Genomic DNA, 13412 nt, shown 5'->3' on the forward strand with positions numbered 1-13412 from the left:
CTCCAAATCAGACGCATCAAATCCACCATCAATATCAAAGGCTTATGAGACCATCGACGTCCGGGGCTTTCCCAGTGTGTACCCCGGTTTGTACCAAAAGTGTACCCCCTGCCCATCGATTTATTCTGCCTCACTTCCCACTCTGCTTGCGTTCCCGAAGCTTGCTCAGGAGGACGACAATCGGAGGGCCGAAAAGGGTCCCGTAGCCCACGATGGTCACGAATGTGAGGAAGGCGGTTTCTCCGGTGGTCATGGCGGGTTCCTTGCGGGTGATCTGCGGGGTTCGCAGCGGGATAGGAGAGGGTTTAGGCGGAGAGGTGGAAAAATGTGGAAGGACAGATGCGAGCAAGATTGCCCACGGGTCCCTCAGGGGGCCACCTCCTCCTTTGTCACTAGCCGCTTGGCAAGGCGTGACAGCGTGGAGCGGGAGCATCCCGTTGCGGCAATGATGGTGCTCCACGATTGACCGGACTGGAGCATCCTGAGGATCGCTGCGTTCCTGTCGGTGTCCTCGGGCCTCCCTCGGTACGCTCCGGCGTCCTTGGCCTTGGCAATACCCTGCGACTGTCTCCGCCGCCTGTCTTCGTAGTCCTTCCGGGCGATTGCTGCGAGCATGTCCAGCATCATGCCGTTGATTGCGTCCAGCATCCGGCTTTGGATGTCATCTGCTGAGGCTGTCGCCATCCCCCAGGAGGTCGGTAGGTCCAGTGCTACCACCTTCACACGTCTCGACTTGATCTCGGACTTAAGGCGCTCCCAGTCTTCGGCATTGAGGCGGCTGAGGCGATCCACTTGCTCCACAAGCAGCACGTCCCCCGGCTGGCAATCCGACAGGAGCCGGAACAACTCCGGGCGCTGGAGCGATGCGCCACTCTCATTCTCCATGTAGGTCGCTGCGATCCTCAATCCTCGCTCCTCTGCAAAGCGCTGGAGGTCGGACTGTGCACGGCTTGCGTCTTGGTCCTTGGTGGAAGCCCTGAGGTAAGCGCGGATGAAGGACATGAAACGTCTCCGGTTCGATATGGGTGGTTCCATATATTCCGGTTCGTTTTAAATGGTCAAGAGGAATTATAAGACCGGAAGAGGAGGAGATATTCGTCGGTTCGGCTGGGATATATCCAATTGAGACCGGGCAGATTGGGGGCTGCGGTCCCTCCGGGTTTCCCGCTGCGATCCCCTGCCGGGTTACGAAGGTCTGCCGCTCCTGCCCCTCCCTTGCCCCCTGCCGACACTCCGGGACAGTGCGGAGGCATCAGCGGCGATCAACAGGACTAACCCGGAAGGACAAGCCGGGAGCACCAAGAGGTGCCGGGTCTTAGATCGATGGGCCGGGATAGGACAGGGCGGGACCCCCACCCCCCACCACCGGGGGGTTTTGAGGGAAGAGGGGTATACGTAATACGCTCACACAACTTTTGTAAAAAAGGTCGCGGGGTCCCTCACGTGGCCTTCCGGGGCTGAACCTTGAAGTTGCGCATACTGCCTATGAGCCTCCGAACATCCTCGTAGGTTATCTCGGAGGTAGACCATATAAGAGCTCGTAATTGCTTCTCGGTCAGTGGCCGGTGTCGCATACCGTCGAGCTCCATCAATAGCATTCCCTCTTCGGTTTCCAGATCCATAACTGCACGGATCAGGTAAGACGGGTGGGGCTTGAGATCGTTCACCGCGATACAGACGCGAGCATCCCCCATCTCTCGCTCACAGACCCGTACGTTCTCTAAAACCTGCCGGACGTACTCGACTGTCACGGCATCGCGGATTGTCAGAAGGGTGGCATCGGGGGCGAGCATGGGCGTCCTTTCGTTGTAGTCGAATGATATTACACGCAGCGGCGGAGAGGTCTACGCGAGGGCGGCTCTTCCTGTTGCCGTCGAGGGCATTCATGCGCATCCAGCAACTCGAATGACCTGCGACACCTCCCGCAACAGAACGCTCTCTATGAGGCTCTGCGGAGTCGGGAGAGGCGGAAGAAGAGGCAGGGGACAAGCCAGCCCAAAAAAGAGCGATGCTTCGTTATCGCAGAGACAGCCGGAAGTGGGCCGATGTTTCCCATGGGACCCACAAGGTGAGAGACTGTCGGCTGTCCCTGCGATAGCTAAGCTATTGAAATCCCTGCAATATCGTAGGTATAATTCTGTTGCGGAGTGTCGTTTCGTGTGAATTGTAGGAGGTCCCTGCCGCGATCCTGCGGCGTTCCAAGAGGAGAACTAGGGACATGCACACGCTCACCCATGCCGCCACTGTGACCACACTGGATAACCTCTGGGGTGTCATCTACTTCGAAGAGGACGGCACGGTCCTCTGCACGGACTTCCTTGACGCAACCGACTACTCCGACGCTGCGGACAAAGCCCTAGAAGAGGCTGACGGCGGCGAATTCCAGTTGGTCGAAGGTCTCGATATCGTGGGACCCTTGGCACCCGCCGGGAACCGCCAGCTATTCGGGCCTTCGATCTACTCGCTCCTGCTCGACTTGCTCGGCCGGGACAAGGTGGAGGAGGGTCTAGACCATGCCACGGCGTAAGTACGACAAGAAAACCCTCTACACGGTTGTCTTCTACGACGAGGGCGGGGAGGTGGTGTTCTCGGAAACCCGCAGGGCCTACGGGCCGGAAGACGTGGGTCTTCATGCCAGGCAGCACATGCCGCTTGGGGCTGTCAGGTACGAGGCGTTTGACGAGGTGTTAGAGGTTCGGCAGATGACACATGACATCACAGTGTCGCTGCGGACCCTCTTGAAGCAACACGGGGTTCCCTCGGTGTTCTCGCCGTAACTGTCGGTCTTACGATCCTGCTCCGCCCTCCACGTTAACTCGGGGGCGGGGCCTACTTATGAGCGAGGTTTGGGCGCAGGTGCGCGGGGCTTGTATCTACCGAAAGCGCGGATAAAGTTGGATCAAACAGGAGGAGCGACACAAATGCGGACAGCGCTAAACAGGTGTATGTCCTCCGCACTGGCAGTGCTGGTTTTCGCGGGGCCGACTTTGGGTAGCTCAGAGATCTTCCAGAGGGAAGGCGGAACGCTGAGCGCGGCAAGCGTACCTGTCATGAGCAATGGAAAGCTGATCGGCTGCCAGTTGTCATTCGATGCTATCGCGTTGGACCACACGTACCGCCAAGGAGCCTTGATAAAGGTATCGGGTTCGAGCGGAATGATGGCCACGTCAAACGGTATGGGGGTGACGGTCAAAGTTGTAGTCTCGGCATTCGATGGTGACGGCGTTACACTCAAGCCTTCTCCCCCATCTCGCGCTTACTTGGTCGGCAAAGACCTGAGGAACAACTTTGATAGTCTAGTTGACGCCGCTCCTTCCGATCAGCCAGGGGGATGGTTCGCGATATATCAGGCAAGTCCTGCAATGGAGATTGTGGCGGAGGCGATTGAACAGGGAGAATTGACGTTCGCGTTTAATCAACTCAACGGAAGCAGCGACATTCAGCTAAATGTGGATTTGGCGGTCGAAAGCACAAATGACGCTTTCGAGCAGGTCAGAAGCAGAAAGACCATAGAGGACTATGCTCAGTGCATCTCGACGCTCGCGACATCCGGCGCGTTGCAATGAGGTCGGCCCGAAGATCGACTTCCAAGCCCTTTACGAAGAGCAAACATTCACACCATTCTTGACGATGGAAGCCCATTCCGGCCCCAACGTTTCCTTCGCGGACAGGGCTTGGCTCGCGCCGGGTTCGCCTTCCCTGAACATTCTTATAGCGAACGCTTGGTCGTGAGTGCCGTGCACAATGGTAGGTCCCGGCTGGTAGGTCGTTGTAGCATTGTAAGTGCCGTAATTCCCGTAGACGCTCGCCGTGCCGTAGGTGTTGTACTGGCCGGGTAGCTGCGTCACGCCGACGTTGTTTTGGCTTGCTGCGTTGGTGATAACATAGCGGTCAAAACCCGCTTTGATTGTCTCAATTGCCGCTTGCTTCTGAGCCACTCGCGCAGCCCCGGTGCCGCCGCAAATAGGAGCCGCGCTGGTCTTGATAATCGCTGTGTTTTGCGAAGTGCGCACGGCGCTGGAGCTGGTGCAGCCCGAAACAGCCGCTGAAACCAAAAGTGCAACCAAGACAGTCTTCGACATGTAATCCCCCACAAAACCCTAGGTTTATCTAATCGGAGGGCACCCGTTAGTGCAAGGGACATGTTGCGCAATGCCACATTCAGGACACCCAAAGGGACCTGCCGGGGGCCGATGATCCCCCGGCGATCCTCTCGGGGAACGCTGAGATCAGCGCTCCACCTGTCTCCACACCCTGCCTTGCTCCCCCCTGTCGGTCTCTGCTAAGGCCGCTGCCGGGGACCACTTTGGAGGGTATAGGTTCATGTTATTCACTCGCATTGGCAAGGTGATTGCGCACGTCATTTTTTGGGGCAGCACAGTGAGGCTCGCTCTGGCCTTCTTCGTCGCGTTCAACTTCGTTGACTCCGAAAGCAACCGGGCTGCATCGGCGCGGTATCTCGCGACTGCCACAAGTGGCGAGGCGATCAACCAAGCATTCGTCGGGCTTCTTCTCGGGCTTGCCCTTGGGGTTCTCTGCGAGATCAGCGCAAGGACCGGCGGGAGCGACAGGGCCTAACCTGTCTCCCCCTCCCTTCGGTGTCCGGCACCAACTCAGCCAAACGCGCCGTAGTTCGCCATGCCCGAAGAGGCGATGTTTGCGAACGTGGTCATTGGACTGACCTGCTGTTGCGATATGCCGTTTTGCGCGGTGACCTGCGAGGACTTGGAGCCCAACGCATAGTTGGCCCGTGCGGCGTCCTTGCGATCCTTCGCACTCTCGATAGACAACGCGCCCTGCCTCTGCTGCTCGGCAATACGCTGTCCAGCGGTCGCGCCGCCCATCCCCGCTCCCGCCGTCTTGACCGCTGAGGACGTGCGGTCGGTTTCAAGTTGGGCCTGATAACCCGCCTTGTTCGCGGCGTTGTCCTGCACAATCTGCTCCCGCTGCTGAGCGGCATACTCAAGCTTGGTCTGCTGATTGATCATTTCGATGTTGTGATCAGCCGCCTGAGCTTGTCCCGCCGCCTGAGCGGCACCCTCTGCAATTCCAAGCATCATCCCCGGATCACACATAGGCTTTCCTCCGGATTTCAAACGGGTGGAAGAGTGCCCCTCGGGTTCCCAAGGGTTCCGCTGGCATGATCTCCGCGCCAAGGGCTTCAAGCCATCTGTGATGCAGCTTGTTCTTGGCGTATGTGAAGTTCATGAGGCGGAGGAGACCCGTGTCATCTTCGAACCAATTGCGGAGCACCTGTCGCGCTTCCTCCACCATTGCACGGCTGAAAGCGTTGATGCGTTTGGTTCCGACAAGCCAAACAGCCTTGGTGTCACGGGTGATCGCTGCGGTCCCGAAGATCAACAGGGGGACGCCTTCGGCCTCCACCACCTTGAGGCTATCCGAAAGCTCGGCAGAGACGGACAAGCGGGAGAGGAAGTTGCTGTGTCCGCTTGCTGCTGCCAACTCCTGCTTGTCGGCATTGCGGAGATGGTCGGCCAGGTATTCAAGGTCTCCCGGCTTCAAGCTGCGGATTAGGAACGATGGGCGCTTCATGCGGCTTCTCCCATAGCGATTTCCGGCTGTGCCGTCGTGACCTCGGAGGGCCGTTGTGTTTCTCGGGTGTCGCTGGGTGTCGCTGCTCCCGCCTTCGCTTCCTTGGTCACGAGGGCACTGGGGAATGGCCGGTGCTTGACGATACGGACGGACTCGGTCTCGGTTTCGATTGCGTCCAGTCCAGCCCAAACGGCTAGAGGGCGGTCCCGATTGAAGATCGGAGTGAAGCCATCACGTTCCAAGGCCTTGCGGACAACATGGGCGCGGGTCTCAGGGTCGATCCCTTGGGCAATCAGTTTCCGGCAAAGAACCGGGATAGGGCTTCGGGTCGTGGTCCGCTTCGGCACACGGCGGGTTGCCTTTGGCGGAGACGTGTCAACGGTAGTGCCGCTCTCGATATGTCGCGCGGCGTAAGAGCCGATGATTTCGATGGTGGCGATTGGACTTGTGGGGCGGGTGGTGGTGGTGGTCATGATGCTGGATACCTTTTCCAGTATGCGGAGAACCGGGAGTGTCCCGGTGGGATTGCGTCGTGTGACGCTGAGAGCGGCCAAGACAGCGCATGGGCTGCGATGGACACGCTGAGGCGTCCCGCTGGGTGTCCCAGAGGGCGGATTTCGTGATGGTTTGCGGGGGAGGAGGCAGGGCGGGGCGGAGGGTGGCCCTGTTTGACTCACAGGAGTCCGTGGAGAGCGTTCAGGGGTCCCGGCGGTGTCGAGTTAGCGGAGAGGACGTGAAGGCTCTCAGCGAGTCGCTGCGGGACCTGATGGTATAGGTCAGGGTGGAGGCAAGGGAGTGGGAGTTCTTGGAAGGGCATCCCAGAGGAGCCATGGGATACCCTGAGGTAACCCTGAGGTTATCTCTAGGTACTACTACTACTATGTCTTTCAATAAACATTGCAGAGGTAACCTAAGGGTATCTTATATATAACTTAGAGTTATATCTTTAAGACGCGCGTACGCGAATACTGTCTCATTCCGTCATTGTCAATGCCCTTGGTTGTATTTTATTTTCTTGCTCGTTTTCGCTTCTGCTCCTTCCATTCCGGCCGTCCAATTCGGTCTGTCGTGGAGCTTCGTCCTCTCTGGATGAAGGGGGTAATTCCTGAGCCGTGGAAATTCTTCGTCTCCTCTGAATGGAGTGGTAATTATTTATCTATTAGTTTCAGTGTTTTGAAGTAATTGCGAATATGCCTTGCCGGGGCCGCTGCCGGTGTTCCCTGTCCGATACCTCGTCGGCAATATTCCGTACCTCCCGGAAAAAACAGGATGCCGCTATAACCGCTCAGATCGCTACGATTTTCTTGGTCTCTCTATATGCAGGTCTAATTGCCGCCCTCGGGTGTCGGCGGGGGTCGCAAGGGGCCGCTGCCGAGACTACTAAGGGTCGTGCCGAGTTCGGGGGAGTTGCCCCCAAATTCCCAAAGGCTTTGTAGTTCTCTGTATGCGGTAGTAATTACCGCGAGGCCGCTGCCGGTGACCTGCTCCCGCTTTGAAAGCTGCATTCTTTCCCGTGCCGTCGCGGCCGATTATGCGGGTTCCCGCTGCGGGATGGCCGGTGATCCCGGAGAGCGCTAGAGGTATGATTTACCCCAACTTCAAGTCGGGGTAATTCCGTTCCGGCAAACGCTTCGTATTGTAACATGAGGGGGTAATTGCCAAGTGACCGCTGATGTTAACCGTCAACCCGCCCTGGAGCTACGTTCTTTCCCGTGCGGACGTGAGCAATCATGCGGGTTGCTGCGGAGAGATGGCCGGTAACACGGGAGGGGCGCTTGGTGCGTACTATATGGGCGGGTAATTGTACGGCCCGTCACATGAGGTTTGTTCCATTCTTGGGCTGGTGAATGAAGCGGAGCTAATGGTACGAGAACGGCAGGTGAACCGGAGGGGAACGGATGGTTTTCGCGGGGAGTGCCCGAGGGTGTTTGATGGACTGTCCGGGGGTGGTTCGTCGGGAGAAGATGTTGAGCAAGATAGACGTTAGGAAAAAGTACGGTGCCAGTTGGCCCCGCGAGATGATGCCGTTGGGGTTCGGCACCATAGACGTCGAGCCGTTCGCTGATTGGTGGAGGCGACACAAGGCCGAACTATCCAACCTTCATCCGGAGATCTGCGAGCAATGGATATACCGTCACTGGGAGCATTCGCCGCTCAGGTTCCTTCCGCTTGATCGTCTCGAATGGAGTGAAGAGCGATGGTCTCCGCAAGAATTTCTTTCAAGCGTCGGTCTGTCGTATGGCCAGGAGCCGATCGATCCAGCTTGGGACTACGACTGTTTCCATCAGCATCCCAATAATCCTACGGCTCTTGCTCTGGATCAGGGGGCCTGGACTTCGCTCCAATTGTCTTGAGGACGTCAGACGGCTTTTATGACGCGCACGGGCGGTTCTGCGAAAGCAACTACTTGCTGGTGGAGGGACACCAGCGCCGCCGATACCTTGGAGCGCTTGTGGCACGAGGAGTTGAACTCGAAAACCAGCGCGTCTTCGTCTTGACGCTCACGGCGGGAGACAATCGGTGAGATCAGCCGCGACGAACCACGGCTTACCGTCGATGTCCACCACGCGAACGCGGTGATCCTTGAAGTCAGTGAGACAATCCGTAGGCCAGCTGGGTCATTGGACACCTGTTTGGTGACCTGTGGTAAAGCCAGTAATGGCCGCAAGGGTCCAGAAGGTCACCTAGATGGGGGTTGCCACGGAACGCATGTCTTGCTGGCATGTACGCATAACCGAGCTTCTCAAGGTGCTCCCTGAATTCCCCGGCAAGGTCTGAGAGCTTGCAAACATGCTGCGCCACCCATCCCGGTGCGGTTGTTGCTCGGTTGAGGCACTCCGGGCATGTGGTGGCTGAGACAAAACTTCCGCTGATCGACAGATGTATTTCGTGATGTTCTTCTGGTTTGCGCATTGTATGTCCTCGTTCTCTGCGGGAGAAGTATAAGTCAGAAATGCGCTCGCCTCCAGTATCAATAATTTATTCGGGTTCGATTTGATGCTGGTTAACTCCGAAACGGCAAAGATAGACTATTGTTGATATTCTATGTGGCGGACAAGCCGCGCTGTGCCTTTGTAATGATATTCTAAAGGTGGGCCTGAGTAGGCGCGGCCTCAGCCTGAGACCGGAGGGCGCATGGGTTCCGCTGGGGTCTCCTGCGGTATAGGACCCGCTTGCCGGTTCTTCACCTCGTGCGCCTTCTTCATCACCTCTGTCGTGATCCTCAGGCGCTCCGCTTTGCTTCCGTATGTCCGTGAGCCGACACCCTTGAGGGAATGTCCTAGGATCACGTTCACCTCCCGCTCTCCTGCCCCTCCCGCCCTCAGCCAATCGGACATGTTGTGGCGGAGTGAGTGGACCACGTGCAGCGGATTGTCGGTGACGGCCCGAACGTGCTTCATGAGAGCAGCTGAGGCATTCGTGGGGCCGTTCTCAGTGCCGTACGCTTCAAAGAGCATGGCGCGTCCCTTGGCGAGTCTCAGGGCCTCCTTAGCTGCCTCAAGAGCATCCCCGACAAGCGGCACGTCACGGCGGGAGGCCTTGGTCTTCAACCGCCTGTCCTCGTGCCACTCCACTGAGACGTGAGGAGTAGAACCGGTGACTTCCACGTCAGACACTCGGAGACCTGTAATCTCCCCTAGTCGGCAGCCTGTCTCCTCCAGCAGCCGCCACACAAGCTGTAGCTCGGTCTTGCTGTTGGACATGATCCTGCTGCGCACTGCCTTTAAGACGCTCTCCGGGAGAGGGTCGCGCTTCTCAAGGTCTGTCTCGTTGTCGAGGTTGGCAATGGGCAGTTTGTTGAACGGATTGGCGTAGCTGTTGGCAAGGCCATGCTCTGTGATCACGTGGTTTATGACAGCCTTGATCACATTCAGTTCCCGCCGCACTGACTCCGGCTTGATCCCGGTTTCTAGCAGGGCATCCCGGAAGCGTCGGGCGTCCTCACGGGTGATAGACAACACCTCCGCATCCGCGCCGATGGTGCGAGTGAACGCCTTGGCGAGCCGGTCAACTCGCTGGACGTTCTTCTTCTCCAGAAGCGTGTCACCTGCGCACTTCTCCGCCTTGTAGAGTGTGACAGCATCGCTGAGGCGGGGGGAGGGCCGGGGGGGGGGCGCCGTTCAGCAGGGACCTGACGACCAACTCTTGAGCCGCAGACATCCCCACGGGGTGTCCCGTGTCGGGATCGACAGTGTACCTTTCAATGATCTCTGCCGCTGCTTGCTCCCTAGCCGCATCCTCCCCGTCCGCATCGTTCGGCAGGGTGGCACGATCATAGGGGCTACTTGGATCAAATCCGAGTTGACGGATCAGGCTCACGCTCTCGGTATAGGTCTCGAAAGGGGATTTCTCACGGTGGCGGTCTCGGACGGCCTCTTACGGTCTTCTCGAAAGCCGCATCGACTCGCTTCCAATTCTCAGCCGCTTGGGCCTCGGTTTTCCCCAGTGGGGCCAAGTGCTGCTTCTTCCCGAGTACCGCTGAGATGTCCTCGGGGTACTTGCGGCGATACCTGAAACCGCTCTTGTGTTTTTGGACGTAGGGAAGGTTCATGTCAGCCTCAAAATGACCCCCGGGTGTACCTCAAAGTGTACCCGGCTTACCGTCAAGACATTGAATAGATTGGTTTCCAAGGGGAAACCTAAAATGGAATGGTGCCCAGAAGAGGACTCGAACCTCCACACCCTTTCGAGTACCAGCACCTGAAGCTGGCGCGTCTACCAATTCCGCCATCTGGGCGACGAGGAGCCGTGTAAAGGGACTGCTCCGACCTGTCAACCGGCTTTTTGAAGTTTTTCATGTCGGCGCGATGAAGGCGTCTGCCTGAATGCCGGAAGCGGATTCGCAGATGCGTTGGGACACAGGCCTTTTGCACAGTCTGCCACGGATAACGCGGCCGTGAAAAAGCCGTGATCGAAACGCTCTATCTTGCCGTCGGCGAGGCGGTTTGCCCGCCGCCGGGATGAACGACGGGATAACTATATGACGATTCGATCCGCTTTTGTGGCCGTGGCGCTCGCCGGCGCCCAGCTTTTCACCTCCGTGGCGGATGCTGCGATGACGAAGCCGATGCCATTGATTTCGCAGCCGGGCTCCGATGTCGAAGAGATCGATATCGTCTGCGACTTCTCCGGTTGCTACGAGACCTGGGACCGCCCGCCGCCGCGCCGTCCACGCCCCCTGCCACCGGAGTATTATCCGCCGTCCGTCTATGACGAGCCGCCGGTCTATCGCCCACGGCCGCGTCCGCCTGTCTATGTCGAACCCGGCTACCGTCCGCGCCCGCGCCCGCCGGTTTACGAGGATCCGGGTTATCGTCCGCCGCGTCGGTCCTGGGAGCGGCATGTCGACTGGTGCCTGAACCGCTACCGGTCCTACAATCCCCGCACCAACCAGTTCCTCTCGTCGAGCGGCTACTACAAGGTCTGCCAATCGCCCTTCTATTGAGACGAGCGATCTTCGAAGGCGGTTCTGCGGCCGCCTTCGCCCCTGTGTCAGCTGTCGAGCCCTTCATTGCGGCTCACCCTGTCCACATGGCCGAGATCGCGCTCGGGATCGATGGCATCACGCACCTTCTGCTTCAGCTCCTTCGGGCCTGGAAAGCCGCCATCACGCTTGCGTTCCCAGATCAGGTCGTCGTTCAGCTTGATCTCGAAAATCCCGCCGTGCCAGGGATAAGTGCCACTTCGCCCAGATCGTCAGCAAAGGTGTGCAGCAGTTCCTGCGCCATCCAGCCTGACCGCAGAAGCCAGTTGCATTGGGTGCAGTAGGTGATCGAAATCCGGGGTTTTTCCATCGGCGTATTCCTCACTTCACGGATAAGTTAACCCAACTAATCAACTTTTCTGCGTGCGTCCAATTGCCACGCAGCTAAGCTTCGGCCATGACGCGCAGGTTATTGTCTTTTTTGGAGTTTGTTCATGTCCATTGAACCGAACCGTCTTTTTGTTCCTGCTCTTGCCCCCGTCTATCGCTCCGGTCACGACGGGGTCGAAACCCTGCTGCGTCTGGTGGCCGGTGGCTTCCTCGTCATCCATGGCGCCAGCAAGATCGTTGATCCCTTCGGCGCCGTCCAGATGGTCGAAGGCCTCGGCTTCTATCCCGGCGTCTTCTGGTCGCCGCTTCTGGCGATCACCGAATTCTTCGGTGGCATCTTGCTCGCGATCGGTCTCCTCACTCGGCCGGCGGCCTTTGCAGCCACGATCGTCCTGCTGGTCACGGTCTATTTCCACTGGATCCAGCTGGAGCAGGGCTTCTCCGGCGCGGAAAAATCGCTGCTGTGGGCGGCAATGACGTTCTATTTCGTCATCCGTGGCGGCAACCGCCACTCTGTCGACGCCCGTCTGAAGAAAACCTTCTGAGGTCCCGGAAGGGCGCTGCTTGCGGCGCCCTCCGTCTTGCGACATTCGCATCCGCATGCTTTCTCTGGGGGCAACATCCACGAGATCCGATTCCCCATGCGTGTTGCCATCGTCGAAAACACCCGCGTCACCGAAGTCGGTCAGGTTGGCATTGCTCTGGCCGAGGCGGGCGCGAAAACCGCCACCATCCGAGCCTATGCTGGCGAACCACTGCCGGACCTCGATGCCTTCGACGCTCTGGTGGTGTTCGGTGGTGAGCAGAACGCCCGCGACGACGAGAAGCATCCCTATCTCCCGGAACTCGCAAGCCTGATGCGTCGCTTCGGGGACAGCGCGAAAGCCGTGCTCGGCATCTGTCTCGGTAGCCAGCTTCTTGCCCGCGCCTATGGCGGCGACAATCTGATCGGTGCCGCCCCCGAATTCGGCTGGCGCAGCATTGGCCGCACCGAAGCCGGCAGACGGGATCCGGTGCTCTCGGCCATGCCCGACCGATTCCTCTCCTTCCAGTGGCACGACGACACCTTCACGCTGCCGCAAGGTTCTGCTCACCTCGCGGAAAACGAAGCGGCTCGCCACCAGGCCTTCCGCATCGGCCGCGCCGCCTATGGCTTCCAGTTCCATTTCGAGGCCAACCGCGAGGTTGTGCGCAACTGGATGACGCATTTCCCAGAGGTCATCGAGCGCAAGGAACCCGGCTGGCTCAACCGCCATCCTGAGATCGAACCGACCGACGGGCAGCTTTCCGATGAAGCCGGGCTGGCTGGCTCGTGCCTGGGTCCGGCAGATCCGCCCGTCTTGAGCGCATCTCTCCGCGTCACCCGGATCCCTTCTCAGGGTTTGACCGACATCAAGCCGCCGCAGCACCCGACCTGTTATCTCCGACCTCACTGATCGGAGTTCTGCCTTGTCCCTGTCCGCCTTTGCCTTTGCCGTCCTGCTCCTCCTGCTGACGCCGGGGCCGACGAATACCCTGCTTGCCGTTTCAGGCGCCACCCGCGGCCTCAAGGCCTCGCTGCCGCTGATCGGGGCCGAATGCGCCGGCTATCTCACGGCCATCGTCCCGCTTGTCTTTTTTGCAGCACCACTGCTCATCGACCAGCCGGCTGCAGCGCTTGGCATCAAGCTCGCCTCGACCCTCTGGGTCTTGCTGCTCGCTGCCCGGCTCTGGATCCGGCCCTTCGGCCAATGCGCAGGCCGGAACGACGGTGGTTGCCGTCTACGCCACCACGGTGCTCAACCCCAAGGCCCTGATCATCGGGCTTGCCCTCATTCCCGCCGCCGGAACGGCCTCGCTGGAAGCACTGCTCCGGCCGCTCCCCTATCTCGCCGTGTTTCGCTGCTTGTCGTCATCGTCGCCACCTGCTGGCTGAGCGCCGGTGCCGCCATCCTCCGGCGGCTGGCAACCACCAACCCCTTGCTGTTCGGGCGGGTCGCCGCAAGCTGCCTCGCGGTCTTTGCCTTGAGTCTTGCCGGCCGCGCCATCGGCTGGATTTGATCTG

Annotated in this window: 15 protein-coding genes, 1 tRNA gene and 2 pseudogenes; 8 read left to right on the forward strand and 10 right to left on the reverse strand. The window is 59.1% G+C overall.

The window, feature by feature from the left end; all coding sequences use genetic code 11:
* Positions 1-130 precede the first annotated feature (130 nt).
* From GH983_RS24490 to GH983_RS21295, 3 genes are all read right to left on the reverse strand, one after another.
* Positions 131-253, reverse strand: a complete 123-nt coding sequence (locus GH983_RS24490) for a hypothetical protein (RefSeq protein ID WP_256367275.1) — start codon at positions 251-253, stop codon at positions 131-133.
* Positions 254-366: 113 nt separating this feature from the next.
* Entirely contained in the window at positions 367-1002 is a 636-nt protein-coding gene (locus GH983_RS21290; RefSeq protein WP_153763429.1) for a recombinase family protein, read from the reverse strand.
* 437 nt (positions 1003-1439) lie between these two features.
* Positions 1440-1793, reverse strand: a complete 354-nt coding sequence (locus GH983_RS21295) for a hypothetical protein (protein ID WP_153763430.1) — start codon at positions 1791-1793, stop codon at positions 1440-1442.
* A gap of 425 nt (positions 1794-2218) precedes the next feature.
* Between GH983_RS21295 and GH983_RS21300 the strand changes: the two genes are divergently transcribed.
* The 3 genes from GH983_RS21300 to GH983_RS21310 all read left to right on the forward strand — a co-directional run bounded on the left by GH983_RS21300 (position 2219) and on the right by GH983_RS21310 (position 3566).
* On the forward strand, positions 2219-2527 hold the full coding sequence (locus tag GH983_RS21300; RefSeq protein WP_153763431.1) for a hypothetical protein: 309 nt from the start codon (positions 2219-2221) through the stop codon (positions 2525-2527).
* Complete coding sequence (locus tag GH983_RS21305; RefSeq protein WP_153763432.1) at positions 2514-2777, forward strand: hypothetical protein; 264 nt, start codon at positions 2514-2516, stop codon at positions 2775-2777. The genes GH983_RS21300 and GH983_RS21305 overlap by 14 nt, the downstream gene beginning before the upstream one ends.
* 168 nt (positions 2778-2945) lie before the next feature.
* Entirely contained in the window at positions 2946-3566 is a 621-nt protein-coding gene (locus GH983_RS21310) for a hypothetical protein (protein WP_153763433.1), read from the forward strand.
* Positions 3567-3596: 30 nt separating this feature from the next.
* Here the strand turns inward: GH983_RS21310 and GH983_RS21315 are convergent, their stop codons facing one another.
* From GH983_RS21315 to GH983_RS21330, 4 genes are all read right to left on the reverse strand, one after another.
* On the reverse strand, positions 3597-4082 hold the full coding sequence (locus GH983_RS21315) for a hypothetical protein (protein WP_153763434.1): 486 nt from the start codon (positions 4080-4082) through the stop codon (positions 3597-3599).
* Positions 4083-4613: 531 nt separating this feature from the next.
* On the reverse strand, positions 4614-5075 hold the full coding sequence (locus GH983_RS21320) for a hypothetical protein (protein ID WP_153763435.1): 462 nt from the start codon (positions 5073-5075) through the stop codon (positions 4614-4616).
* Entirely contained in the window at positions 5068-5553 is a 486-nt protein-coding gene (locus tag GH983_RS21325; protein WP_153763436.1) for a hypothetical protein, read from the reverse strand. Before GH983_RS21325 ends, GH983_RS21320 begins: the two co-directional genes overlap by 8 nt.
* The gene (locus GH983_RS21330) at positions 5550-6026 is read right to left on the reverse strand and encodes a hypothetical protein (RefSeq protein ID WP_194842765.1); all 477 of its coding nucleotides are present in this window, start codon (positions 6024-6026) and stop codon (positions 5550-5552) included. Before GH983_RS21330 ends, GH983_RS21325 begins: the two co-directional genes overlap by 4 nt.
* A gap of 1494 nt (positions 6027-7520) precedes the next feature.
* On the opposite strand from GH983_RS21330, the gene GH983_RS21335 reads away from it, so the two are divergent.
* Entirely contained in the window at positions 7521-7907 is a 387-nt protein-coding gene (locus tag GH983_RS21335) for a hypothetical protein (RefSeq protein WP_153763437.1), read from the forward strand.
* Between the two features lie 759 nt (positions 7908-8666).
* Here the strand turns inward: GH983_RS21335 and GH983_RS21340 are convergent.
* Both GH983_RS21340 and GH983_RS21345 read right to left on the reverse strand, forming a co-directional pair.
* Entirely contained in the window at positions 8667-9515 is an 849-nt protein-coding gene (locus tag GH983_RS21340; protein WP_153763438.1) for a tyrosine-type recombinase/integrase, read from the reverse strand.
* A gap of 689 nt (positions 9516-10204) precedes the next feature.
* A tRNA-Leu gene (locus tag GH983_RS21345) sits at positions 10205-10291 on the reverse strand.
* Positions 10292-10534: 243 nt separating this feature from the next.
* Between GH983_RS21345 and GH983_RS21350 the strand changes: the two genes are divergently transcribed.
* On the forward strand, positions 10535-10999 hold the full coding sequence (locus tag GH983_RS21350) for a BA14K family protein (RefSeq protein ID WP_153763439.1): 465 nt from the start codon (positions 10535-10537) through the stop codon (positions 10997-10999).
* A gap of 47 nt (positions 11000-11046) precedes the next feature.
* On the opposite strand, the pseudogene GH983_RS21355 reads toward GH983_RS21350, so the two are convergent.
* Positions 11047-11348: pseudogene (locus GH983_RS21355) on the reverse strand (SelT/SelW/SelH family protein).
* 124 nt (positions 11349-11472) lie between these two features.
* Here GH983_RS21355 and GH983_RS21360 point away from each other — a divergent pair.
* From GH983_RS21360 to GH983_RS21370, 3 genes and pseudogenes are all read left to right on the forward strand, one after another.
* On the forward strand, positions 11473-11913 hold the full coding sequence (locus GH983_RS21360; protein WP_153763440.1) for a DoxX family protein: 441 nt from the start codon (positions 11473-11475) through the stop codon (positions 11911-11913).
* A 96-nt stretch (positions 11914-12009) separates the two neighbouring features.
* Positions 12010-12712, forward strand: a pseudogene (locus GH983_RS21365) (type 1 glutamine amidotransferase).
* A 105-nt stretch (positions 12713-12817) separates the two neighbouring features.
* Entirely contained in the window at positions 12818-13408 is a 591-nt protein-coding gene (locus GH983_RS21370; protein WP_246727453.1) for a hypothetical protein, read from the forward strand.
* Positions 13409-13412 lie beyond the last annotated feature (4 nt).

This window comes from Agrobacterium sp. MA01, from assembly GCF_009650195.1.
In the GTDB taxonomy this organism is placed as follows: domain Bacteria; phylum Pseudomonadota; class Alphaproteobacteria; order Rhizobiales; family Rhizobiaceae; genus Allorhizobium.

Coding starts and splice junctions, on each gene's coding strand:
- GH983_RS24490 (WP_256367275.1), bottom strand. CDS start 253: ATGACCACCGGAGAAACCGCCTTCCTCACATTCGTGACCATCGTGGGC.
- GH983_RS21290 (WP_153763429.1), bottom strand. CDS start 1,002: ATGTCCTTCATCCGCGCTTACCTCAGGGCTTCCACCAAGGACCAAGAC.
- GH983_RS21295 (WP_153763430.1), bottom strand. CDS start 1,793: ATGCTCGCCCCCGATGCCACCCTTCTGACAATCCGCGATGCCGTGACA.
- GH983_RS21300 (WP_153763431.1), top strand. CDS start 2,219: ATGCACACGCTCACCCATGCCGCCACTGTGACCACACTGGATAACCTC.
- GH983_RS21305 (WP_153763432.1), top strand. CDS start 2,514: ATGCCACGGCGTAAGTACGACAAGAAAACCCTCTACACGGTTGTCTTC.
- GH983_RS21310 (WP_153763433.1), top strand. CDS start 2,946: ATGTCCTCCGCACTGGCAGTGCTGGTTTTCGCGGGGCCGACTTTGGGT.
- GH983_RS21315 (WP_153763434.1), bottom strand. CDS start 4,082: ATGTCGAAGACTGTCTTGGTTGCACTTTTGGTTTCAGCGGCTGTTTCG.
- GH983_RS21320 (WP_153763435.1), bottom strand. CDS start 5,075: ATGTGTGATCCGGGGATGATGCTTGGAATTGCAGAGGGTGCCGCTCAG.
- GH983_RS21325 (WP_153763436.1), bottom strand. CDS start 5,553: ATGAAGCGCCCATCGTTCCTAATCCGCAGCTTGAAGCCGGGAGACCTT.
- GH983_RS21330 (WP_194842765.1), bottom strand. CDS start 6,026: ATGACCACCACCACCACCCGCCCCACAAGTCCAATCGCCACCATCGAA.
- GH983_RS21350 (WP_153763439.1), top strand. CDS start 10,535: ATGACGATTCGATCCGCTTTTGTGGCCGTGGCGCTCGCCGGCGCCCAG.
- GH983_RS21360 (WP_153763440.1), top strand. CDS start 11,473: ATGTCCATTGAACCGAACCGTCTTTTTGTTCCTGCTCTTGCCCCCGTC.